At 69.7% G+C, this 18,493-nt stretch carries 33 protein-coding genes and 1 pseudogene; 32 read left to right on the top strand and 2 right to left on the bottom strand.

What is annotated here, in order from left to right; genetic code table 11:
- Positions 1-82: 82 nt before the first annotated feature.
- The gene (xerC, locus tag BN39_RS21740) at positions 83-1,318 is read right to left on the bottom strand and encodes a tyrosine recombinase XerC (RefSeq protein ID WP_019204567.1); all 1,236 of its coding nucleotides are present in this window, start codon (positions 1,316-1,318) and stop codon (positions 83-85) included.
- Between the two features lie 367 nt (positions 1,319-1,685).
- A complete protein-coding gene (locus BN39_RS22520) occupies positions 1,686-2,042 on the bottom strand; it encodes a hypothetical protein (RefSeq protein ID WP_148281563.1) in 357 nt (118 codons plus the stop codon).
- 270 nt (positions 2,043-2,312) lie between these two features.
- Between BN39_RS22520 and BN39_RS24095 the strand changes: the two are divergent.
- From BN39_RS24095 to BN39_RS21570, 32 genes and pseudogenes are all read left to right on the top strand, one after another.
- A pseudogene (locus tag BN39_RS24095) lies at positions 2,313-2,603 on the top strand (helix-turn-helix domain-containing protein); the annotation flags it as partial.
- A gap of 152 nt (positions 2,604-2,755) precedes the next feature.
- Positions 2,756-2,977, top strand: a complete 222-nt coding sequence (locus BN39_RS23605; protein WP_019204564.1) for a hypothetical protein — start codon at positions 2,756-2,758, stop codon at positions 2,975-2,977.
- 332 nt (positions 2,978-3,309) lie between these two features.
- Positions 3,310-3,636 carry a hypothetical protein gene (locus BN39_RS21715; RefSeq protein ID WP_019204561.1) on the top strand — a complete coding sequence of 109 codons (327 nt, stop codon included), beginning with the start codon at positions 3,310-3,312 and terminating at the stop codon, positions 3,634-3,636.
- Complete coding sequence (locus BN39_RS21710) at positions 3,633-3,974, top strand: hypothetical protein (protein ID WP_019204560.1); 342 nt, start codon at positions 3,633-3,635, stop codon at positions 3,972-3,974. Before BN39_RS21715 ends, BN39_RS21710 begins: the two co-directional genes overlap by 4 nt.
- Positions 3,971-4,222: a hypothetical protein gene (locus BN39_RS21705; RefSeq protein ID WP_019204559.1), complete on the top strand. Its 252-nt coding sequence runs from the start codon at positions 3,971-3,973 to the stop codon at positions 4,220-4,222. Before BN39_RS21710 ends, BN39_RS21705 begins: the two co-directional genes overlap by 4 nt.
- Positions 4,219-4,785 (top strand): hypothetical protein, encoded by a 567-nt coding sequence (locus BN39_RS21700; RefSeq protein WP_159103269.1) that lies wholly within the window; start codon positions 4,219-4,221, stop codon positions 4,783-4,785. The genes BN39_RS21705 and BN39_RS21700 overlap by 4 nt, the downstream gene beginning before the upstream one ends.
- Entirely contained in the window at positions 4,782-5,786 is a 1,005-nt protein-coding gene (locus BN39_RS21695; RefSeq protein ID WP_051159104.1) for a hypothetical protein, read from the top strand. The genes BN39_RS21700 and BN39_RS21695 overlap by 4 nt, the downstream gene beginning before the upstream one ends.
- A gap of 28 nt (positions 5,787-5,814) precedes the next feature.
- Positions 5,815-6,135 carry a hypothetical protein gene (locus tag BN39_RS21690; RefSeq protein ID WP_019204557.1) on the top strand — a complete coding sequence of 107 codons (321 nt, stop codon included), beginning with the start codon at positions 5,815-5,817 and terminating at the stop codon, positions 6,133-6,135.
- A 23-nt stretch (positions 6,136-6,158) separates the two neighbouring features.
- A complete protein-coding gene (locus BN39_RS21685) occupies positions 6,159-6,992 on the top strand; it encodes a DUF2303 family protein (protein ID WP_019204556.1) in 834 nt (277 codons plus the stop codon).
- A 32-nt stretch (positions 6,993-7,024) separates the two neighbouring features.
- Entirely contained in the window at positions 7,025-7,657 is a 633-nt protein-coding gene (locus tag BN39_RS23600) for a hypothetical protein (protein WP_019204555.1), read from the top strand.
- Positions 7,658-7,746: 89 nt separating this feature from the next.
- Positions 7,747-8,109 carry a hypothetical protein gene (locus BN39_RS21675; protein WP_019204554.1) on the top strand — a complete coding sequence of 121 codons (363 nt, stop codon included), beginning with the start codon at positions 7,747-7,749 and terminating at the stop codon, positions 8,107-8,109.
- Positions 8,110-8,141: 32 nt separating this feature from the next.
- A complete protein-coding gene (locus tag BN39_RS21670) occupies positions 8,142-8,459 on the top strand; it encodes a DUF6378 domain-containing protein (protein WP_019204553.1) in 318 nt (105 codons plus the stop codon).
- Positions 8,459-8,866, top strand: a complete 408-nt coding sequence (locus BN39_RS21665; protein WP_019204552.1) for a hypothetical protein — start codon at positions 8,459-8,461, stop codon at positions 8,864-8,866. Before BN39_RS21670 ends, BN39_RS21665 begins: the two co-directional genes overlap by 1 nt.
- A gap of 347 nt (positions 8,867-9,213) precedes the next feature.
- Entirely contained in the window at positions 9,214-9,444 is a 231-nt protein-coding gene (locus BN39_RS21655) for a hypothetical protein (protein ID WP_019204550.1), read from the top strand.
- Entirely contained in the window at positions 9,437-9,640 is a 204-nt protein-coding gene (locus tag BN39_RS21650) for a hypothetical protein (protein WP_019204549.1), read from the top strand. The genes BN39_RS21655 and BN39_RS21650 overlap by 8 nt, the downstream gene beginning before the upstream one ends.
- Positions 9,637-10,155 (top strand): exonuclease domain-containing protein, encoded by a 519-nt coding sequence (locus BN39_RS21645; RefSeq protein ID WP_019204548.1) that lies wholly within the window; start codon positions 9,637-9,639, stop codon positions 10,153-10,155. Before BN39_RS21650 ends, BN39_RS21645 begins: the two co-directional genes overlap by 4 nt.
- Positions 10,152-10,421 carry a hypothetical protein gene (locus BN39_RS21640; protein WP_019204547.1) on the top strand — a complete coding sequence of 90 codons (270 nt, stop codon included), beginning with the start codon at positions 10,152-10,154 and terminating at the stop codon, positions 10,419-10,421. The genes BN39_RS21645 and BN39_RS21640 overlap by 4 nt, the downstream gene beginning before the upstream one ends.
- The gene (locus BN39_RS21635) at positions 10,411-10,641 is read left to right on the top strand and encodes a hypothetical protein (protein WP_019204546.1); all 231 of its coding nucleotides are present in this window, start codon (positions 10,411-10,413) and stop codon (positions 10,639-10,641) included. Before BN39_RS21640 ends, BN39_RS21635 begins: the two co-directional genes overlap by 11 nt.
- Complete coding sequence (locus BN39_RS21630) at positions 10,634-11,002, top strand: hypothetical protein (protein WP_019204545.1); 369 nt, start codon at positions 10,634-10,636, stop codon at positions 11,000-11,002. The genes BN39_RS21635 and BN39_RS21630 overlap by 8 nt, the downstream gene beginning before the upstream one ends.
- The gene (locus BN39_RS21625; protein ID WP_019204544.1) at positions 10,995-11,318 is read left to right on the top strand and encodes a hypothetical protein; all 324 of its coding nucleotides are present in this window, start codon (positions 10,995-10,997) and stop codon (positions 11,316-11,318) included. Before BN39_RS21630 ends, BN39_RS21625 begins: the two co-directional genes overlap by 8 nt.
- On the top strand, positions 11,315-11,911 hold the full coding sequence (locus BN39_RS21620) for a hypothetical protein (RefSeq protein ID WP_019204543.1): 597 nt from the start codon (positions 11,315-11,317) through the stop codon (positions 11,909-11,911). Before BN39_RS21625 ends, BN39_RS21620 begins: the two co-directional genes overlap by 4 nt.
- Positions 11,911-12,093, top strand: a complete 183-nt coding sequence (locus BN39_RS21615) for a hypothetical protein (RefSeq protein ID WP_019204542.1) — start codon at positions 11,911-11,913, stop codon at positions 12,091-12,093. Before BN39_RS21620 ends, BN39_RS21615 begins: the two co-directional genes overlap by 1 nt.
- Positions 12,094-12,110: 17 nt before the next feature.
- A complete protein-coding gene (locus BN39_RS21610) occupies positions 12,111-12,407 on the top strand; it encodes a hypothetical protein (protein WP_019204541.1) in 297 nt (98 codons plus the stop codon).
- Positions 12,408-12,479: 72 nt separating this feature from the next.
- Entirely contained in the window at positions 12,480-12,650 is a 171-nt protein-coding gene (locus BN39_RS23595) for a hypothetical protein (RefSeq protein ID WP_019204540.1), read from the top strand.
- Positions 12,647-12,886: a hypothetical protein gene (locus BN39_RS21605; protein WP_019204539.1), complete on the top strand. Its 240-nt coding sequence runs from the start codon at positions 12,647-12,649 to the stop codon at positions 12,884-12,886. Before BN39_RS23595 ends, BN39_RS21605 begins: the two co-directional genes overlap by 4 nt.
- Complete coding sequence (locus BN39_RS21600; RefSeq protein ID WP_019204538.1) at positions 12,883-13,167, top strand: hypothetical protein; 285 nt, start codon at positions 12,883-12,885, stop codon at positions 13,165-13,167. The genes BN39_RS21605 and BN39_RS21600 overlap by 4 nt, the downstream gene beginning before the upstream one ends.
- A 4-nt stretch (positions 13,168-13,171) precedes the next feature.
- Positions 13,172-13,639, top strand: a complete 468-nt coding sequence (locus BN39_RS21595; protein WP_019204537.1) for a hypothetical protein — start codon at positions 13,172-13,174, stop codon at positions 13,637-13,639.
- Positions 13,636-13,824 (top strand): hypothetical protein, encoded by a 189-nt coding sequence (locus BN39_RS21590; protein ID WP_019204536.1) that lies wholly within the window; start codon positions 13,636-13,638, stop codon positions 13,822-13,824. The genes BN39_RS21595 and BN39_RS21590 overlap by 4 nt, the downstream gene beginning before the upstream one ends.
- The gene (locus BN39_RS23305; RefSeq protein WP_040769145.1) at positions 13,821-14,108 is read left to right on the top strand and encodes a hypothetical protein; all 288 of its coding nucleotides are present in this window, start codon (positions 13,821-13,823) and stop codon (positions 14,106-14,108) included. The genes BN39_RS21590 and BN39_RS23305 overlap by 4 nt, the downstream gene beginning before the upstream one ends.
- Complete coding sequence (locus tag BN39_RS21580) at positions 14,105-14,788, top strand: hypothetical protein (protein WP_019204534.1); 684 nt, start codon at positions 14,105-14,107, stop codon at positions 14,786-14,788. Before BN39_RS23305 ends, BN39_RS21580 begins: the two co-directional genes overlap by 4 nt.
- Entirely contained in the window at positions 14,785-15,810 is a 1,026-nt protein-coding gene (locus BN39_RS21575) for a site-specific DNA-methyltransferase (RefSeq protein WP_019204533.1), read from the top strand. The genes BN39_RS21580 and BN39_RS21575 overlap by 4 nt, the downstream gene beginning before the upstream one ends.
- Entirely contained in the window at positions 15,807-18,491 is a 2,685-nt protein-coding gene (locus tag BN39_RS21570) for a winged helix-turn-helix transcriptional regulator (protein WP_019204532.1), read from the top strand. Before BN39_RS21575 ends, BN39_RS21570 begins: the two co-directional genes overlap by 4 nt.
- Positions 18,492-18,493: the final 2 nt, after the last annotated feature.

The raw sequence follows: 18,493 nt of genomic DNA, 5'->3' as shown, positions 1-18,493 counted from the left end.
AAAACAGCAGGTAGAACCCCCTCTCGGAAGATCCGGGAGGGGGTTCTTCTGTATCAGGGGTACGAAACGGGTCCGAAATAGATCAGGGCGTCGTCGGCCGGCGCCGCGCGAGCCGGTCCAGCGCGTGCCGCAGGTCGGGCGCGGTCGCGGCCTTCGGCACGTAGTGCTTGCGCGTCACGTCCGTCGACGCGTGCCCGAGCTGGTCTGCCGCCGCCTGCAGCCCGGCGACGTCGTCGATCACGGTCGCGGACGTCTTCCTCAGGGTGTGGGTCTTCACCCAGTCGAACATGTCCTCGGGGCCGTCTGGGACGCCGTCGACGAGCACGACGGTGCGCCACGCCTTCCGCAGCTGCGTGCGCACGTTGTGCGTGTTCCTCGGGCCACCGTGCCGCCCGGGGAACAGGAGCCGGTCCTCGTCCTGGGGGAGGTCGAGCGCGAGTTGCCGGACGATCGCCTCGGCGGTGAAGTCGGGGAGCACGACGGTGCGCCACCCGGCGTCGGTCTTCGTCCACGGCTGGCGCTTCGCGTACCGGTCGATGGTGCCCGAGATCGTCACCGTCGGGGGCCGCTGCTCGCCGACGGGCACGCCCTGCTGCCCCCAGGTTCCGAGGTCGATGTCGTCCTCGCGGATGGCGAGCGCCTCGCCGATGCGGGTGCTCGCCCCGAGCATGATGTCGGTGAGGTTCGCGATGTCCTGCCCGCGCTTCGGGCCCATGCGGTTCCCGCCGGCCCAGACGTCGACTCGGGTTCGGAGCTGCTCGAGCTCGTTGTCGGTGAGGGTGCGGATCTCGCCGCGGTCGACGTGACGGAGGGTGGTGTCGCGGACCGGGTTGAAGTCGATGGCGTCGTGCTGCGCGGCGAGCTTGAGCATCCCGGACAGGACGACGCGGCAGTGCTGCGAGCTGGTGGCGCCGGGCACGGCGCGGATGAACCGGTCGAGCTTGCCGACGGTGACTTCGCCGATGCGGATGCCGCCGACGCCGGGCACGATGTGCACGCGGATGAGGTCGCGGTACCCGTCGATGGTGCCGGGGGAGAGTTCGTTCTCGGCGACGCGTCGTTCGATCCAGAGGCGCGCGAGGTCCTCGAGGGTGGTGTCGCGGCTGATCTCGTCGACGTGGTCGGTGCGCTTGGCGCGGTCGCGGAGCGCCTCCTTGAGGGCGCGTTCGGCGGCGGCGCCGGTCTTGCCGTAGCGCTTCACGCGGCGGGTGCGGCCGTCGTGGTCGCGGACCTTGGCGAGGGCTTGCCAGCGGCCGGGGGCAACCTCAGTGCGGGTGATGGTGCCGTGGGTTCCGATGGGGAGTGGTGGGCGGGCCATATATCTTCGGTTTCCTGAATTTCTGCGGAATTCTTTCCGGTTAATCGGTCCCGGAAAAACGATTCAATTGCAAAGGCAATCGGTGCTGATGGATATATTCAACAGCTGCGCGAAACTGTACAATTTTAGATAGGTTCGTGCAGGTTGCAACCCGTTTACGGCGTTCTGTAACGAACTGTCAGTGCCGTCCCATATGGTGTTTGAATTACCGGACAATTGCCGACGGCAAGTGAACAGAAAATTTGACAAGATGCACGAATCATACGACCACCTCCCCCGCGAGTCCTGGCTGAAAATGCTGGCCGAAGGCCTCCGCGGCTTCGACCCCGACAACCTCCCGACGCGGCACATCGCTCCGGTCGCCCTGCTACTTACCGCCGTCAATCTGGTCACCGAGGCTGGTGGCGAGCTCGGCGACTTCGCCAGCGAGGTGAGCCTCACTCTCCTCCGGAGCGTCGGGGTCGCCCCGCCCGGCGGTGAGCGACTTGACGATGCCGACGATGTAGCCCCGCTCGGATGGGGTGAGAAGGTCAGCTGAGGCGGGCAGCTGCAGCGCGAGCAGCGACGTGTGCGTCCTGACCGGCACGCCGAGGGATGCGGCGATCGCGAGGACGATTGTGTCATCGGGGACGCTCAGTGCCCGGGCCAGTCCCGCGATCGTCGTCGGCGCCGGCCATGACTTCGGCGTGCCGGTGGCGAGGTCGTTGAACGTCTTCTTCGACACCACGTCGCCGCTCGCGTGCGATAGGTCCTGATACGACCATCCGGTCGCTGTGCGTCTGTCTTCTATGAGCCGCCGGATCGTCGGCTGCTCACCTGGTCGTGCGTCTACCATCTCGATCCTTTCCGTCTACTACCGGTTTAGACTGTGCCGTCTACCAACAGGGTACGGCTTGTCTGGCTCACGCGTTACAGTCTTATCCCATATTCGCCCAGCGTATAGACGCTGTTACCCATCTCACTCTGAACTTCTTCGCTCCGCTATCGTCTACCAATGGGGTACAGATCGGGGCGTGTCGCTTGCCGACAGCGCGGCTACCGGGCTACGTTGGACTGGTCCGGAACGCACCGGACGAAATCCACCTCGAAGGGACGACCTGGCATGTCAGGAGCCCGGCTCAAGAGCCGCACCACCCTCCTCGCGCTGATGCGCCAAGAAGGCATCTCGCAAGGAGAGCTCGCGAACCGGGCCAACTGCTCCAAAGGCTTTGTCTCCCACCTCGCTACCGGCAGGAAGACGACCTGCAGCCCGGCGCTCGCCATCCGGCTCGCGAGGTCGCTCGGCGTCCCCGCCCGCGCGCTTTTCGAGGCCCCGCCGTCCCCCGCTGATAGCCGAACCGCACCCCGGCGATCACCGAAGGCGGCAGAAACGCCGCGGGCCGCCCGACGCCCCAACGTCGAACGGCCCGCACCAACGAACAGGAATGGAGAGACACCATGCCCAACCCCCAGCGTAACCCCACGCTCACACAGGACGAACTTGACCGCGCCGGGCTCACCGTCGACGTCCCGACCGCCGGCCGCGCCTTCGGCCTCGGGAAGTCGCAGTCGTACGTCTACGCCGAGCAGGGAAAGTTCCCGTTCCGGGTCCATCAGATCGGCCACCGCAAGGCGGTAGCGACCGCGGACCTCCGCGCAGCACTGGGACTTTCGCGATGAACAGCTTCGTGCTCATGGCGATCGTCTCCGTCTGGGTCTGCATCTGGATCATCTGCCGCCACATCGTGATCGCGCTCCACCGCCGATACATCGCCGACCTCGAGATCCGCGCCCGGATCCGACGCGAGTACCGCGCTGAGCTCGCCGCCCGCCGAGCCCGCGTCCGAGTCCGCGGATGCACCTGCACCGCCTGTCACACCCTCACTCCCGTCGTCCCCGGGAGTCCGCGCCGATGACCGTCCTCCTCTTCCTCGCCGGCCTCACCGCTGTGCTGGCCCTCGCCTACAAGTTCACCCCGGCGTCGTCCGGGCCCGTCAGCAAGGAATCCTGAAATGCCCACCGTCACACTCGTTACCGCCACGATGCGGTTCACCTGCGAACCGAGCGGCCCGGCGTGGCCGATGGTCGACATCGCCGACGTCGGCCCCGGTGGCGCGACGGAGATGTACCCCGGGACGGTCGTCGTCACCGCCACCGTCGCCGAGGACGGAGATGTCGCCGCCACCACCATGATCACGGGGCGTCCTCACGGCGCTCACCCCGGCGTCGAGGTCACGCGGTGGTTCACCGACGGCGACGACCTTCCGCCGTTCGCGACCGAGTTCGCCGAGCACGCGAAGAAGTCCGTCGTCCGCGCTACCGAGGCGGTGGCGGCATGACCGGGCAGCAGGGCGTCGCACCGCAGGACGTCGTCGTCGACCTGTCGGGCATCGCGCCGATCCTAGCGCAGCTCGCCGACATCCGTCTCGAGAAGTCGAAGCTCGAGGACCAGGAGAAGGTGCTCACCGACATCGTGAAGGCGGCGCTCGGGTCCGAGGGCACCGTCGGTCAGGTCGACGGCGAGACCGTCCTGACGTTCCGCCCCAACGGCAAGCCCGGTACGAGATTCGACAAGAACGCGCTCAAGGCTGACAACCCCGAGATGTACGAGAAGTACATCATCGAGACCCAGCCGAACCGCCCGTTCGTCCTGCTGAAGAAGGACGGTGCGCGATGAGCACCAGCATCGCGAACACGGCATCCCGTGAGGCGCACGAGCTCACCTCCGCGTACGTCGACAGGTTGCGGTACGCGCGGGAGCAGGAGCGGATCGCCGCCGGCCACGCGCCGTACAGGTACACGCCTCCCGAGGTGACGCACCCCGCGGTGGCAGAGGGGTGCACCGATCCCGAGTGCGGGCGGCGCGCGCTGCGTGACGGCTGGTGCTCTCGGCACCTGGCCGCGATGGCGGGAGGCGCCCGATGACGCGCCCGGATCCGCTGCTCGGCGCGCAGCCGGGCGACACATTCCAGATGCCAGGCGCTGCAGCGTTGGTGCGCCACCGAGGCGGGTGGACGGCCGTGTACCACAACGGCGCCACGAAACTGATGTCCGAACGCGATTTGCGGAAGATGGTCGGCGTCGAGCCCATGATCCGCGAGACGCACGCCCTCGCGATGCGCGACAGCGGGTTCCAGGACGGCGAGAAGGCCGGGTTCCCCAAGGGCTACGAGGCCGGCATCGCCGCCGAACGTGCCCCGCTGGCCCCGGACAACGCCGAACACCTGCGGCAGGTCGCGAAGTTCATTCGAGACAACCGCCACAGTCTGAACCAAGACCAGTTCGAGGCCGCCTCGGTGGCGCGGGAGTACGACGAGGAGGCCGATCGCCTGGACCGTGAGCGCTCCACGAAGGCGCAGGCCGCCGCCGACATGAAACGGGCACAGGAGCTCTGGGCCACCTGCCAGGACAACGACACCATCGTCGACGTCATCGCCCGCGCGCTCCGCGAAGGCCGGGCCGACCGCCCCGAGGGCGGTGCATCGTGACCGCGCTGCGGATCCTCGCCGCCACCCTCGCCGCACTCATCGCGACCATCGCCCTCGCCGCCAACTGGCACCGCGCACCCGCCGACCCGCACCACCCCCTCAAAAGAGTGGGCCGCCATCTACTGCACCGTCGCCAGCGCCGGCACCATCGCCGCCCTCGCGTGGTTCGCAATCACCGGAGGAACCCCATCGTGACCGCACCCTCGATCCAGGAACACCTACACCTCACCGAGGCCGACCTCATCGCCGAGCAGGTCGCCGAGATCATCCGCTACGAGAACCGCAACCATCCCCGCAGCCTGCAGAAGGAACTCGGCCCGTCCGAGATCGGCCACCCCTGCAGCCGCAAGCTGGTGCTGCACATCATCGACGCACCCGAGTGCAACCCCGGCATCGACCCGCTCCCGTCCGAGATCGGCATCGCCTACCACGCCCGCATGGAGCGGCACCTCCTCGCCACCAACATGCGGCTGGGCCGCGAACGGTACATCGCCGAGCAGCGCGTCACCACCTGGTACGCGGGGGAGAACGGCGCCGGGGACCTCGTCGGGTCCGCCGACTGCTACGACATCGACGAGCAGCGCGTCCTCGACTGGAAGATCCTCGGCAACACGTCCATGGACGCGATGCGCCTGCACGGCCCCAAGGTTTCGTACCAGCGGCAGGTCCAGCTCTACGGCCGCGCCTACGAGCTCCTCGGCTACCCCGTGAAGTCCGTCGCGATCGTCGCGATCCCCAAGTCCGGCACCACCCACGGGATCAAGGCGTACCCGTACGCCTACGACCCCACCGTGGCCGACGAGGTCCAGGCCCGGTGGCACCAGCTCATCGTCCTCGCGGACGTCCTCGGCGTCGAGAAGAACCCGCAGATGGTCGCCGCGGTCGAGGCCACCGCGGAGACGTGCGAGTTCTGCCCGTTCTTCTCCCGCAAGCCGGACGGCTCGGGCTACCAGTGCCCGGGCCCCGGCAAACCCATGATCCCCGCCCCGACCGGGGCGTGAACCCCATCCCCACCAGGAAGGAAAACCCATGTCCGAGAACGACACGGAGACCGCCGAGGAGTCGCTGACCGACTTCGCGGTCGTCCTCGCCCAGCACGACAAGGGCCGCGCCCTCGTCGAGGCGTCCCGCGCGCTCGCCGAGTGCGTCGACGCCGCGCTCGCCACCGGCAAGAAAGGCGGCAGCGTGACGGTGAAGACGACCGTCGAGCCGCTCGAGTCCGGTGCTGTGCGGCTCGCCGTGAACGTCGAATCGAAGCCGGTGCGCGAGCCCGCGCAGTCCATCTGGTTCACCGACGGAACCGGAACCCTGTCCCGCGACAACGCGGGCATGTTCTACGGCAGCAAGTAACCCCACCCCAGGAGAGACAAAACATGTCCGACAGCAACATTCACCTTCCGCAGGTCGAAACCGAGGTGATCGCGCCCGAGGAGTTCGGCGTCGACGGCCCCGTGCACGTCCTCGTCGCCAACGGGGTCGAGGGCCTCGAGACCAGGGTCATCGACATCCGCGGCGAGGCGCCCGACGCGTTCCCGCCCCGCACCGTCGACCACCGCGCCGTCACCGACCAGGCGTCGTTCCTCGCCGAGATCCGCCGCCGGCCGCTCGTCACAGGCGAGTCGACGGTGTGGGCGAACCGCAAGACCGGGCAGGTCACCGTCGTGTACAACGAATTGTCCCCGGACCCCGCGGACGACTACACGCGGCGGGACGACCGGCTCACGCTGCGGTTCGTCGAGGACCCGAACTGGCGGGTACTCATGGCCGCGATCGACGCCGACCCGTGCGGGCAGGAGGAGTTCTCCGACCTGATCGAGAAGGTCGGGCACCTCATCACCTCGCACCAGACGGCCGAGCTCATGGAGATCGCGCTCAGCCTCCGCGCCAGCACGTCCGGCACGTTCGAGTCCCGCATCAACCGGGCCAACGGCTCCCAGGTCCTGTCGTACGCGGAGGAAGTGACCGCGACCGCGGGGCGGACCACGCAGCTCGAGGTCCCCACGACGATCACGTTCCGCGCGTCCCGGTTCGAGGACTTCCCTCCGATCGACGTCACGTGCTGGCTGCGGCTCCGCACCGGCGGCGGGAAGGTGCGGCTGTCCCTCGACGCGCAGCCCTTCGACCACGTGATCCGCGCGACCTGGCAGACCGTCGTCGACGACCTGTCCGAGAACCTCGGCGTGCCCGTGTACGCCGCGAACCTCTGAAATACCCCACCCTGAAAGGAAATCGACAGATCATGACCATCCCCCAGCAGGCCCCCACCCTCGCCCAGATGCTCAGCGGCGGCGGCAAGTACTTCAAGTTCGAGAAGATCGGCGACAGCGTCTCCGGCATCATCGTCACCGTCCACGACCCGGAGCCCCAGACCGACATCAAGGACGGCACCCCGGTCATCGACAAGAAGACCGGAAAGATCAAGTATCAGTTCCGGATCGATGTGCAGACCGACATCCGCAACGACGAGGACGACGACGGCCTCCGCACCCTGTACGTCCGCGGGTGGATGACCGGCGCGATCTCCGACGCGCTGCGGGCCGCCGGGTCGAAGACCCTCGACCCGGGAGCGCGGCTCACCGTCGCGTGCAACGCCCTCGACGATCCGCCGTTCGCGGGTGCGCGGGAGGTCAAGAAGTTCGCGGCGTCGTACGAGCCGCCCGTGCAGGGCGCTTCGGCGGCGGCGAACGCGCTCCTCGGTGAGCAGGCCGCCGCGGCACCGACGCCTGCCGCACCGGCTGCTCCGCCGGCTCCTGCCGCTCCGCAGGCCCCGGCCGCGCCCGCTGGCCCGCCGCCCGGCATCGACCCCACCCAGTGGGCCGCCTGGTCGCCCGAGCAGCAGCAGCAGGTCCTCGCCGCCATGCCGAACTTCTGACGCTCGGCCGGTAACACCCCTCCGGGGCCGCGGCCAGCACCCCAAACCCTGCTGGCCGCGGCCCCACCCCACCCCATTCAGGAGCACCGATGGACGAGACGAAAGCCCGCCGCGAGATCACGTTCTCGACCGCCGGGATCCCTGGCCTCCACGCCACGTTCACCCACGAGAAGGCCGTGTGGATGGCCGCCCCGGTGGGGAAGGCGCGCGACCTGTTCTACCGCGCGCACGAGCTCGCCGACTACGCCCGCGAAGCGCAGCGCGCCCTCAGCCTTGTGGTCGGCCGGCACCCCGAGATGTACCCGGAGCTGCGGCCCGTGCTCGTGCTCCTCGAGAAGGCGGCGGCCCGCGTCCCCTGGGGCACCGCCCTCGACCAAGAGATCGCCGCCCGTGAGGCGGCCCGGGCGGCGGAGAAGGCGAACCGGAAACGCCTCCCGAAGTTCACCCACTGACCCCCCGATCACCAACGAACAGAGGAAACATCATGACCACGAACGACCCCTTCGCCACCCCGCAGGCACCGACACGCACCCAGGTGCTCAACACGGCGAAGAACATCATCAACGGATCGCGCCGCCAGGAGTACGGCTCCCCGAAGGACTCCTTCGAGCGGATCGCGCAGCTCTGGACCATCACCCTCGGCCACGCGGTCACCGCGCACGAGGTCGCACTGTGCATGGCGCAGCTCAAGATCGCGCGTCTCGTGCAGACCCCGACCGGCGCCGACTCGTGGATCGACCTCGCCGGGTACGCGGCGCTCGGCGCCGAGGTCGCAGGCGCGACGGTCGAGGAGGCGCACTGATGTCCGAGCCGACCTACGTGCAGCTCAAGCGGTCGCTGCACATCGTGCTCGATTGCTGGCTCGACGACGTCGAGCGCATGAGGTTGGAGGTGTTCCGCGCGAGGAGCGCGCAGCAGCGCGCCGAGGTCCGCCGCCGGGACGCTGAGAACCGGCTCGCGACGGTGCGCGCCCGGGTCGCCCAGGCGGGGCGGGATGGGCTGCTCACGCATCGCGGGGAGTGGCCGGCCGAGGTGCTCGACGCCGCGGTCCGGGCCCTCTACGGGTTCGTGGTGGAGTCGCCGAGGTACGCGAAGGGGCAGCGCTCCGCGGTGGCCGACGTTTTGGATGCCGCGGCTCGTGCGATCCTCTACGCGCGCCTCGACGACATCCACGACGCGGTCGCCGACGACGAGGACGGTGCAGCGTGAACGCGCAGGGAGCACTACGCCGAAGCCGAACGGCTCCTCGACCTCGCCGCCGAGGAGTACGACGTCGCCGACCCGTACCACGCCAGCGCCGTCGCGAGTGCCCAGGTACACGCCACCCTCGCCCTCGCCGCCACCTTCACCCCGCCGGATACCCGGCCCGAGCCGCACAGCACCGCATGGTGCAACGCCCGCGACTCCTGGGACAGCATCCCCGGCGGCCGCCGCTTCGACGACCTCGACCCCGAGCTGCAGGCCGCGCTCGCCGCCCGATGGCAGCGGACCCATGGGTAACGCGCTCGCCACCCGGCACCCCGCAGACCACCCCACCGCGAACCAGGAGAACCACCATGGCTGAATCACTCGGCACCATCCCCGCCAACTTCACGATCAGAATCGACCTCGACGGCGCGCACTTCTGCACCGTCGACACGACCGGCAAGCTGCCGATCACCGTTACCGGGTGCATCTCGGGCGACGTGCCGCAGATCAAGATGCACCTCGACGAGGACGACGTGCGCGCCGTGCTCGCCGACGCGCTGCGCGCCGCCGCCGACCGGATGGAGCACGGCGATGCCTGAGATCAACGTGGCCCGAACCCGCAGCATCACTTTCAATCCCGACCGCGACACCCTCACTGTCGAGAACATCCGCGACCTTGTCGACGGCTGCGGCAGCGGCCAAGTCGTCTTGGTCACGGTCGACACGATCCGCGGCGATCGGCCGTACGAATCCGACCAGACCACGGTGATCCTGGAAGTGGAGGACGCATCATGACCGGCCGGCCCGTCGTGATCGTCGACGTCGAAACCACCGGCCTCGACCCGGAATACGACGACGTCTGGGAACTCGCCGTCATCCACCTCGACAGCGCAGGCGGCATCTGGTCGTTCACCGGGTTCGTCGAGCACGACACCACCCTCGCGAAGCGGCTACCCGCCCCGTTCCGGGCGGATCACGATCGCCGCTACGACCCGAAGCGCGCGTACACGTGGGCCGAGATCCGCGAGCACCTCACGCCGAACCTGGCCGGCGCCACACTGGTAGGCGCGCAGCCCTGGTTCGACGCCGCGTTCCTCGCCCGAATCCTCGGCGGCACGCCGTGGCACTACCGGATGCGGTGCGTCGAATCCATGACCGCCGGCCACCTCGGCCGGGACATGGGCGGCCTCGACGACTGCCTCGCCGCGCTCGACCTCACCGAGAACGCCCACCCACACCAGGCGCACAGCGACGCGGTCGCCGCGCTGCGCATCTGGGAATACCTGATCGCGCAGGAGACACGGCGATGAAGCTCAAGAAGATCCTCGACTACCGCGAGCACTGGGGCGACCGCGTCGCCTGGAAGATCGGCAACGTCGTCGGCGACGACTTCGGCCCCGGCGGCGTCATCGACGCAGGCATCACCGTCAGCGACGCCGGCATCTTCACCGAGTACGTAGGGACCACCCGCAGCTCCTCCGAGCGCCGATGGCTCTCGCTCTCCGTCGGGCTGACGGTCTGGCGGTGGGGTGCATGGATCGCGGTGCGCACCACGGAGGTGCGTCATGGCGAATGACCCCATCGCGGACCTGGTCCGCCAATGCCCGCCCGAGATCGTCCGCGGGATGACCGTCCAGATCGACACCGAAACCGTGACCGTCACCCAGGTCTACGACCGCGCCGCCTACGAGCACTACGCGGCGGAGCGCGAGCGCACCGCCGCCGAGCACCGCAAGCACTTCGCCGACTTCATGAACGACGTCGACGTCACACCCCAGGAGACCCCCGATGCCTGAACCCACCGCCCTGATCCTGTACGGCGCGTCCGACGACCTACTCGAGGTCGAGGGCCACGTCGAAGACGAGTTCGCCGCGTACGGCGGCTGCACCGTCGTCGTCGAGGCCCCGACCGGCGAACGCGTGTGGATCCGCGCCGTCTTCGACGACGACCAGGACCTGCGCGGCATCAACTCCGCCGAGTCCGAGAGCGAGTGGGTACTTTCGGTGCTGCACACGGACGTGCTCACGGTGTGGCCGTGGCCGATCCGGTTCATCGCCCGGCACGACGAACGGCACGACCTCGACGACCCGGCGGTGGTGATCGAGTGCCCGGTCGGCACGACGGTGCGCGAGTGGACGGAGGACGACCGTGCCTGAGCCACGCCTCCTGCCCGAGATCCGCGCCGACCTCGCCCAACTCGACGCCTCCCAGGCGACGCCCGAGGAGGTGGTCCGCCTCCTCCGCGACGTCGGCCCGCTGTGCAACGAGGTCGAGCAGCTCCGCGAACACAAGGCCACCCTGCTGGACGCGATCGACGGGAAGGTCACAACCCTCATCGACCGCGAACGCGACCAGGTCCGCGCCAGCGCCGATCGGCTCGCCGCGACGGTACGGCACCTCGTCCGCTGGTCCGGCCACGGCATCGCCGGCCTCATCGACGAGGGCTACCTACAGGACGGTGACCTCGGATGAGCACCGACAGCATCATCGAAAGCCTCCGTGAACTGCCCCTCGACGACCTGATCAAGGCCGCCCGCGCCAACGGCGCACTCCACCACGGCAGCCTCGGCTCGCACACGCACTCGCTGCCCGGGATCACGCCCGCCCCTGACGACTACATCGAGGCACTCATCGGGCGGATCGTCGTGAGCCCGCCCGCGGGGTGGCGCACCGGCCGCGAGGACGCGCTCCGCGCCGAACGCGACGCCGCGCAGGACTGGGCTGAACTCATGGGGCAGGCCGTCGTCGACATCCTCGGCATCCACCAAGACGAGGTGCCGAACAAGGAGGAGCTGCTCCGCCTGGCGCAGACCGCGGCGGCGCGCCGGGTGGAGACCGCCGACGATATGGACGCACTGCCCGACGGAACGGTGATCCGCGCTGAACGCATCGTCGAAGGGCGCCGCCGTTCGATCGGCTACTACTTCGAGCGCCGAGGCAAGACGTGGACCGATATGGATCCGTCAGACCGCAGTGACGGTGAAGACACCTTCCGAAGCCGCGACGTTCGCGCCTACTGCGACGGCACGATCACCGTCCTGTGGACCCCCGGGGCGGGGGAGTGATGGCCCGCAACCACGGCTGGCACGGCGCCACCAGCGCCATCCGCGTCGCCGTCCTCCACCCCACCCGCCGAACCGTCCTCACCTACGGCGACCACATCGGCACGTGGCACGGCATGGCCGCCATCAACTGCGACGACGGCACCGCCCGCTACGTCCACCCCGTCAACATCCGAATCCTCTGACCCCGAAAGCCCCAGCCATGACCGACACCACCATCACCGAAATCCGCACCGCCGCGCTGCGCGCCGCCGTCGACTGGGCCGACGACCACGCCACCCACGGACACAACCACCTCCCCGAGGGCGCGATCCTCTCCGTCGCATCGAAGTTCGCCCACTGGATCGAGACCGGCGACGGCCCCCAGCCCCGCACCCTCACGCCGGCCGACACGATCCCCCTCGACGCCGCGGTCGCCGTCTCAGGGGAACGAGGCCCCACCACCCCCAGCCCCGCCGACCTCGCCGCCCGAGTCCTCACCCGCACGAAAACCCACTGACACCAAGCGATTTCGCATACCCAAAACGTCCCCCAACAGCGCCCGAACCGTCCCCCGTCAGGAGCCAACGACATGCCCGACGACACCACCCCCACCGGATTCCCCATCACCGACACCGAAGCGTATTGCGCCCTCGTGCACGAGATGTTCCTCGCGTACCTCCACGCCGGATTCACCGAACCCCAGGCGATGCAGCTGCTCTGCGCCCACATCAACTCCACCGACGGAGGTACCCGGCCATGAGCGACCTCACCGGCCGCGGCCAACGCGGCCCCGACGGCCTGTTCGTCGACAGCGACTTCGACACCGGCCGCCCCGACCCCATCGAGTACGAGGCGGGCTCCGCCGCCGTGCCCCAGGCGGCAGACCCCGCACCCCTGTGCCCGCAGTGCGGGCAGAGCACCGACATCGACCCCGACACCCAGCTGCGCCACTGCGGCTGGTGCTGGTGGACAGCGCCGGCCGGTGACCGATCATGACCGCCCCGATCGTCGACAGCGTCACCGACCTCGAGGAGCAGCTCTCGCGGGAGATCCCGTGCGACACCCGGGCGCTCAAGAACCACCGCGGCGCGGACGCCGAGCACGGCCCCGCCCGGTGGCTGCTGATCATCCGCGCGTGCGACGGGATAAGCGTCCCCATCTGCGAGGACTGCGCCGCTGTGATCCGCGAGTGGATCGCGGCCGGGAAGACGGCCCGGTGCTTGAAGTGCGGGCGCCGCGCCCCGCTCTCCGAATTCTTCTCTCTCAAGGAGCTCTGACCGCATGACCGCCAGCATCACTGACCTCGGAGCGCGCCGCACCGTCGAACGCGCCGAACGCCTCCTCGCCGGCCCCCGCCTCAAGGTCATCGCCGGGGACGACACCGTCGGCGACGTCGTGCCCGTCCCCGCCGCGCTCCTCGCCGAGCTTCTCGACCTCGCGCGCCCTGCGAACCAGATCCGCCCCGCGCTGCTCGTGCACGACAGCGGCACAACGATCGCCCTCGAAGTGTGGCCGACCCGCACCGAGATCGGGCGCGGAGTGTACGAGCTGCACGCCCCCGCGAGCAGCAGTCACGCGCTCGGCATGTGGCTCTCCCGGCTCAAGCCGACGGCGCACCGCGGGTCGCTGTGGATCCGGTTCGACGGTGCCGCGCGCATCGTCGACGAGATCCGCATCGGGTCCGGCACGCACAAGGCGCCGTCCGCCCGGATCGCCCTCGGCCCGCAGATCCCCGAGGCCCGAGCATGACCGGCGCGCGCGTCGCCGCGGCCGTCGCCGCAATGATCCTGATCGTCGGCTGCTTCGCGGAGTTCGTCCGCGACATGCGGAAGCCGGGCGGCGGCAGCCCGTACGTGTTCCTCGGCACCGTGATCCTCGCCGGGTACGGCGGCGGGTACCTCATCAGGTTCGCGCTCACCGGGGAGGTCACGTGAACCTGCCCGCGAAGCCCAACGGCGAACCCCGCCTCTGGACCCCAGAAGAAGCCGCAGCCCTCGGCCGGTGCGTCATCTGCGAGCACCACCCGCCCACCCAAGGACACGACTACCGGTGCCCCGCCTACCCGGTGTGGCACCTCGCATCGGGAAAACCGAACCGCCCGTACATCAGCGACGAGATTCGCGCCCTCGCCGCCCAGCCCGACCCCGAAGCCGAGCAGCCCGCCCCGCCCGAGGCCCTCGACCTCGACGTCCAGATCCAAGGAGACACCCAGCCATGACCAAGGGCGCCCCACCGCCACTGACCGTCGACCAACTCGACGCGCTCCGTTGCTTCTCGAGCCTCCCGGAGGCCGTCGCGCTCGTCACCGACCCCACCGCGGCCGCGATCACCACGATGGGGCCGGTCGACGGCTACTGGATCGCAGGCGCGATGTCCGGCGGGCACATCGGTCCCGACGGTATCCGCGTGACACTCCGCGACAGCCAGCACGTCACAATCACCGTCCCCGAACTGCAGGCGTGGTCCCGTGCGCTCCCGGACTGGGTCCGAATCGCCACCGACGACGACGGACGCCGAACCTTCTTCCACCAGTTCACGATGGCCCGCTGCGCGAACCCCAACCGGCCAGCCCGCCACACGCCGTCCACCGGCGGTAACCCCGTACGCGTGATCCGCATCTGCCGCACCCCGTGGTCGAAATACGCAGCCATCGAGAAGGCGATAGGCGGCATCATCAACGTCGGCATGGACTTCCCGTACCCGTGCCGCTGGTGCATGCGCTGGATCATCTACCGCGACACCGACACGGGCATGGTCGACACCGCGGTCGCCGAACTCAACACGCTCGGTGTGATCCTCGAAGACCTGCGGACACCGCTCGCAGAGCCGGAGCCCGAGTACGAAGGCCAGGGCGAGCTGTTCCATCTCGCACCGAGCGGAACAGCGGTGGTCGCATGACCGCACCGTACTTCACCGACGAGTCGGTCACCCTGCACCACGGGGATGCGCTGACCGTGGCGCGCACCCTCGACACAGGCTCGGTCGACTGCATCGTCACCAGCCCGCCCTACTTCGGCCTCCGCTCCTACCTCGACGACGACCACCCGGACAAGGCGGCCGAGCACGGCGCCGAGCCGGACCCGCGGCTGTTCGTCGAGCGGCTCGTGCGCCTGTTCCGGGAGCTGCGGCGCGTGCTCGCCGACGACGGCACCCTGTGGCTGAACCTCGGCGACAGCTACGCCACCCAGGGCGGCGTGCGCACCGTCGGCGAGAACTCGTGGACCGCGGGGCAGGCGCGCACCGAGATGCAGCCGACCAAGTCGCGGAGTCGGCCGACGGATATCACGCCGAAGAACCTGCGCGGGATCCCGTGGCGCACCGCGCTCGCACTACAGGACGACGGCTGGATCCTGCGCAACGACATCATCTGGTCCAAGCCGAACGCCATGCCCGAGAGCGTCACCGACCGCCTCAGCTCACGGCACGAGCACCTGTTCATGCTGACCAAGAGCCAGCGTTACCACTTCGACCTCGACGCGATCCGCGAGCAGTACGACGGCGACCGCGACCTGTCCCGGCGGGCGCGCTCGGGCGCGACGAACAAGGAGAACAGCGTCCCCCGCGCATGGCCGCCCGTCGGCGGTACGAAGCAGGAGGGGCTGACCTCGACGCGCAGCGGCAACGTTCCAGAGCGCGGTGCGGGGCGAAACCCGGGCGACGTGTGGGAGATCGCCACCCAGCCGTTCCCCGGCGCGCACTTCGCCACCATGCCCGTCCGGCTCGCCGAACGCTGCATCCAAGCCGGATGCAAACCCGGCGGCACCGTGCTCGACCCGTTCAGCGGCTCCGGCACCACCGGCCTCGCGGCCGCCCGGCACGGACGCCGGTACGTGGGCGTCGATCTCAACGCCGAGTACCTCGATCTGTCCCTGCGCACGCGCCTGCAGGCGCCGACCCTCGACCTCGGAGGCACCGCATGACCCAGACCGCCAGCACCGACGGGCAGGACCTCGGCCTCGCCGACATCATCCACCTCCTCGGACACCGCCAATGGACGTCGATCATGCAGAAGCAGGTCGGCGCCTCCAAGGTCATCAACCACCACGTCACCCCCGGTATCGTCCCCGCGCTCGCCGCGGGGCTCGTCGACAGCGACGTCTGGTACGGCGTCAACGAGATCAGCACCCCGCCGGCCGACAACCGGCGCGCCACCGAACGCACCGTCGGACGGTGGTGCGCGGTATGGGCCGACCTCGACTTCGGGACCGGCAAGTCCGGCGACCAGGACACGATCAACGCGATCATCGACGACATCACCGCGGCGTACGGCACCGAACCCGTCTTCATGACGCTCTCCGGGCACGGCGTGCAACCCGTGTGGACCCTCGACCCGCACGACCCCGCCACCATCCTCGACACCCCCGAGAAGCGCGCCCGCGCAGTCGCGCTCCTCAAACGCCACGGCCGCCTCGTCCAGGCCTCGGCGGCGGCCCGCGGCGTCAAGGCCGACTCCGTGTTCGACCTCCCCCGCGTCCTCCGCGCCCCAGGCACCGTCAACTGGAAGTACCCGAACGAACCCGTCGAGACCGCCGCGATCCGCGGCCAAGGCGCCCCGATCACCGTCGCCCAGGTCGAGGACGCCCTCACCACCGCCGGGGTCGAGGCGATGGACGCCGACCAGCCCGTCGACGCGCCCGTCGTCGCCGCCCCGTCCACGTGGCGGTACCGCGACCAGGGGCAGCAGCAGTGCAAGTACGCCGACGACATGATCCGCGGGTGGGCCGCGGACCAGCCCGCCGCCCGTCACCCGTGGCTCGTCGCCCAAGCGACCCGCATCGCGGCAGCCCGCCGCCACGGATGCTTCACCGCCGGGGACGCGCTGGCCGCCGAACGGGAGCTGCAGACCCGGTTCCACGTGCTGTGCGCCCGCGCCGGCGACGCGCGCGCCGTGGGCCGGTTCGAGGTCGAGCAGGCCATCCGCTACGGGCAGGACCTCGTCGCCACCATGCCGGACGCCCGGGTCGCGGAGGAGCTCGGCGATCACGAGCACCCCGGGGGCGGCGGGGGATCGGACCTCGATGCGCTCCGCGCGCTCATCGGCCGACCCGGGCAGGTTTCAGGGGAAACGGCCGCCCCCGCACTTACAACCGGGACGACCGAGCTCAACGACGTGATCGCCGAGATGGGGCTCACCGACGAAGTGAACGCGCTCCCCGACACCGACGACGAGCAGGAGGAGGACCAGAACCCCGCCGCAGGCGCGGGCAGCTACATCGACGAGCACGGGCGTCTCCACCTCACCGGCTACACCCCCGACACCGATCTCGAAGCGATCGAAGGCGACTTCTGGACTGCGCGCCCCGACCTCGAACAAATCTTCCGCGTGAGCCTGCTCGCGCACGCCGCCCCCTGGGCCGTCCTCGGGCAGGTGATCGCCCGCACCCTCGCCGCGATCCCGCCCGGCGTGCAGATCCCACCCACCAGCAGCGCGTACGCCGAGGACGCCCGCGTCGGCGGATCCCTGAACCTCCACTTCGCGATCCCCGGCAAGTCCGGCGCCGGCAAGGGCGAAAGCGCGAAGGTCGCGAAGCTCCTCGCCGCCCGCGACGGCTACGAGATCCGCGGCATCGGATCGGGGGAGGGGCTCGCCGCCATGTACTGCGGCCCCGACCCGAACGACCCGAAACGCAACATCATGGTTCGGCACCAGATCCTCGTCAGCATCAACGAAGTCGACGCCCTCGCCGCCCTCTCCGCAAGATCCGGGTCGACGGTCGACACGGTGCTCCGCGAGGCCTACAGCGGCGAGCGGCTCGGCCGCGAGTACCGCGGCGCCAACAAGATGCCCGTGAACGACCACACCTACCGGTTCGTGTCCGTCATCGGCGTCCAGTACGCCCGCGCCGGCGCGCTGCTCAACCGGGCCAGCGGCGACGGTGGCACCGCGCAACGCCTGTTCTGGGCGTCCACCAAGGACAAGCGCGCACGCGCCGCGCGCGCCGCGCTCCACGCTTACTACGCGCAGGGCGGCGTCGAACTGCCGCCGATCGTGCGGGCCCCGGAGATCCTCGGCAGCTCGTGGCCGCACGCCAGCCGCGGCGAGTTCATCCTCATGCCCGCCGCCGCCGGGGACGAGATCGCCGAGCACCGGCTCAACGCGATGGAGCAGGAGGAGGACTCGGAGAGCGACCTCGAGGCGCACAGCCTGTTCACCCGATGCAAGATCGCCGTCGCGTTCGCGGCGATGGCGGGGCGCACCGCGGTCACCGACCAGGACTGGGAACTGTCCGGCACGGCGATGGCGGTATCGAAGCTGACCCGGGAGCGCACCGAGGCGGCGCTGCAGGCCGCGGCGCACCGCGACGCCCGGGAGCGTGGCGAGCTCCGCGGCATCGAGTGGGAGCAGGCGAAGACCACCGAGGCCGACGAGCGGCGCGAGAAGGTCGCGTCCGCAGCGCGCCGGATCCTCTCGGTGCTCGCCGACGGACCGGCCAGCGCACGGGAGCTGCGCGCCCGGCTGTCGAAGGTCCAGCGGACGCACCAGCAGGCCGCACTCGACCACCTCGAAGCGGACGGCCTGATCGCTCGCGAGGACCAGGGGCGAGGCCCCGCAGGCGGGAAACCGACGGTCCTGTTCCGGCTCGCTGAGGCGGCGTCGTGACG

Source organism: Tsukamurella sp. 1534 (assembly GCF_000312385.1).
In the GTDB taxonomy this organism is placed as follows: Bacteria; Actinomycetota; Actinomycetes; order Mycobacteriales; family Mycobacteriaceae; genus Tsukamurella.
The sequence above is the reverse complement of the archived record's forward strand: the minus strand, read 5'-3'. Positions and strand labels throughout refer to the sequence as shown.

Excerpts from the sequence above, each read along its gene's own strand:
- BN39_RS21590 (WP_019204536.1), top strand. The coding sequence starts at position 13,636 with ATGACCGGCGCGCGCGTCGCCGCGGCCGTCGCCGCAATGATCCTGATC.
- BN39_RS21655 (WP_019204550.1), top strand. The coding sequence starts at position 9,214 with ATGGCTGAATCACTCGGCACCATCCCCGCCAACTTCACGATCAGAATC.
- BN39_RS21645 (WP_019204548.1), top strand. The coding sequence starts at position 9,637 with ATGACCGGCCGGCCCGTCGTGATCGTCGACGTCGAAACCACCGGCCTC.
- BN39_RS21630 (WP_019204545.1), top strand. The coding sequence starts at position 10,634 with ATGCCTGAACCCACCGCCCTGATCCTGTACGGCGCGTCCGACGACCTA.
- BN39_RS21685 (WP_019204556.1), top strand. The coding sequence starts at position 6,159 with ATGTCCGACAGCAACATTCACCTTCCGCAGGTCGAAACCGAGGTGATC.
- BN39_RS21675 (WP_019204554.1), top strand. The coding sequence starts at position 7,747 with ATGGACGAGACGAAAGCCCGCCGCGAGATCACGTTCTCGACCGCCGGG.
- BN39_RS21665 (WP_019204552.1), top strand. The coding sequence starts at position 8,459 with ATGTCCGAGCCGACCTACGTGCAGCTCAAGCGGTCGCTGCACATCGTG.
- BN39_RS21615 (WP_019204542.1), top strand. The coding sequence starts at position 11,911 with ATGGCCCGCAACCACGGCTGGCACGGCGCCACCAGCGCCATCCGCGTC.
- BN39_RS23595 (WP_019204540.1), top strand. The coding sequence starts at position 12,480 with ATGCCCGACGACACCACCCCCACCGGATTCCCCATCACCGACACCGAA.
- BN39_RS21635 (WP_019204546.1), top strand. The coding sequence starts at position 10,411 with ATGGCGAATGACCCCATCGCGGACCTGGTCCGCCAATGCCCGCCCGAG.
- xerC (WP_019204567.1), bottom strand. The coding sequence starts at position 1,318 with ATGGCCCGCCCACCACTCCCCATCGGAACCCACGGCACCATCACCCGC.
- BN39_RS21580 (WP_019204534.1), top strand. The coding sequence starts at position 14,105 with ATGACCAAGGGCGCCCCACCGCCACTGACCGTCGACCAACTCGACGCG.
- BN39_RS21620 (WP_019204543.1), top strand. The coding sequence starts at position 11,315 with ATGAGCACCGACAGCATCATCGAAAGCCTCCGTGAACTGCCCCTCGAC.
- BN39_RS21575 (WP_019204533.1), top strand. The coding sequence starts at position 14,785 with ATGACCGCACCGTACTTCACCGACGAGTCGGTCACCCTGCACCACGGG.
- BN39_RS21595 (WP_019204537.1), top strand. The coding sequence starts at position 13,172 with ATGACCGCCAGCATCACTGACCTCGGAGCGCGCCGCACCGTCGAACGC.
- BN39_RS21715 (WP_019204561.1), top strand. The coding sequence starts at position 3,310 with ATGCCCACCGTCACACTCGTTACCGCCACGATGCGGTTCACCTGCGAA.
- BN39_RS23600 (WP_019204555.1), top strand. The coding sequence starts at position 7,025 with ATGACCATCCCCCAGCAGGCCCCCACCCTCGCCCAGATGCTCAGCGGC.
- BN39_RS21705 (WP_019204559.1), top strand. The coding sequence starts at position 3,971 with ATGAGCACCAGCATCGCGAACACGGCATCCCGTGAGGCGCACGAGCTC.
- BN39_RS21650 (WP_019204549.1), top strand. The coding sequence starts at position 9,437 with ATGCCTGAGATCAACGTGGCCCGAACCCGCAGCATCACTTTCAATCCC.
- BN39_RS21640 (WP_019204547.1), top strand. The coding sequence starts at position 10,152 with ATGAAGCTCAAGAAGATCCTCGACTACCGCGAGCACTGGGGCGACCGC.
- BN39_RS21570 (WP_019204532.1), top strand. The coding sequence starts at position 15,807 with ATGACCCAGACCGCCAGCACCGACGGGCAGGACCTCGGCCTCGCCGAC.
- BN39_RS21610 (WP_019204541.1), top strand. The coding sequence starts at position 12,111 with ATGACCGACACCACCATCACCGAAATCCGCACCGCCGCGCTGCGCGCC.
- BN39_RS21690 (WP_019204557.1), top strand. The coding sequence starts at position 5,815 with ATGTCCGAGAACGACACGGAGACCGCCGAGGAGTCGCTGACCGACTTC.
- BN39_RS21670 (WP_019204553.1), top strand. The coding sequence starts at position 8,142 with ATGACCACGAACGACCCCTTCGCCACCCCGCAGGCACCGACACGCACC.
- BN39_RS21605 (WP_019204539.1), top strand. The coding sequence starts at position 12,647 with ATGAGCGACCTCACCGGCCGCGGCCAACGCGGCCCCGACGGCCTGTTC.
- BN39_RS21700 (WP_159103269.1), top strand. The coding sequence starts at position 4,219 with ATGACGCGCCCGGATCCGCTGCTCGGCGCGCAGCCGGGCGACACATTC.
- BN39_RS21600 (WP_019204538.1), top strand. The coding sequence starts at position 12,883 with ATGACCGCCCCGATCGTCGACAGCGTCACCGACCTCGAGGAGCAGCTC.
- BN39_RS23605 (WP_019204564.1), top strand. The coding sequence starts at position 2,756 with ATGCCCAACCCCCAGCGTAACCCCACGCTCACACAGGACGAACTTGAC.
- BN39_RS21710 (WP_019204560.1), top strand. The coding sequence starts at position 3,633 with ATGACCGGGCAGCAGGGCGTCGCACCGCAGGACGTCGTCGTCGACCTG.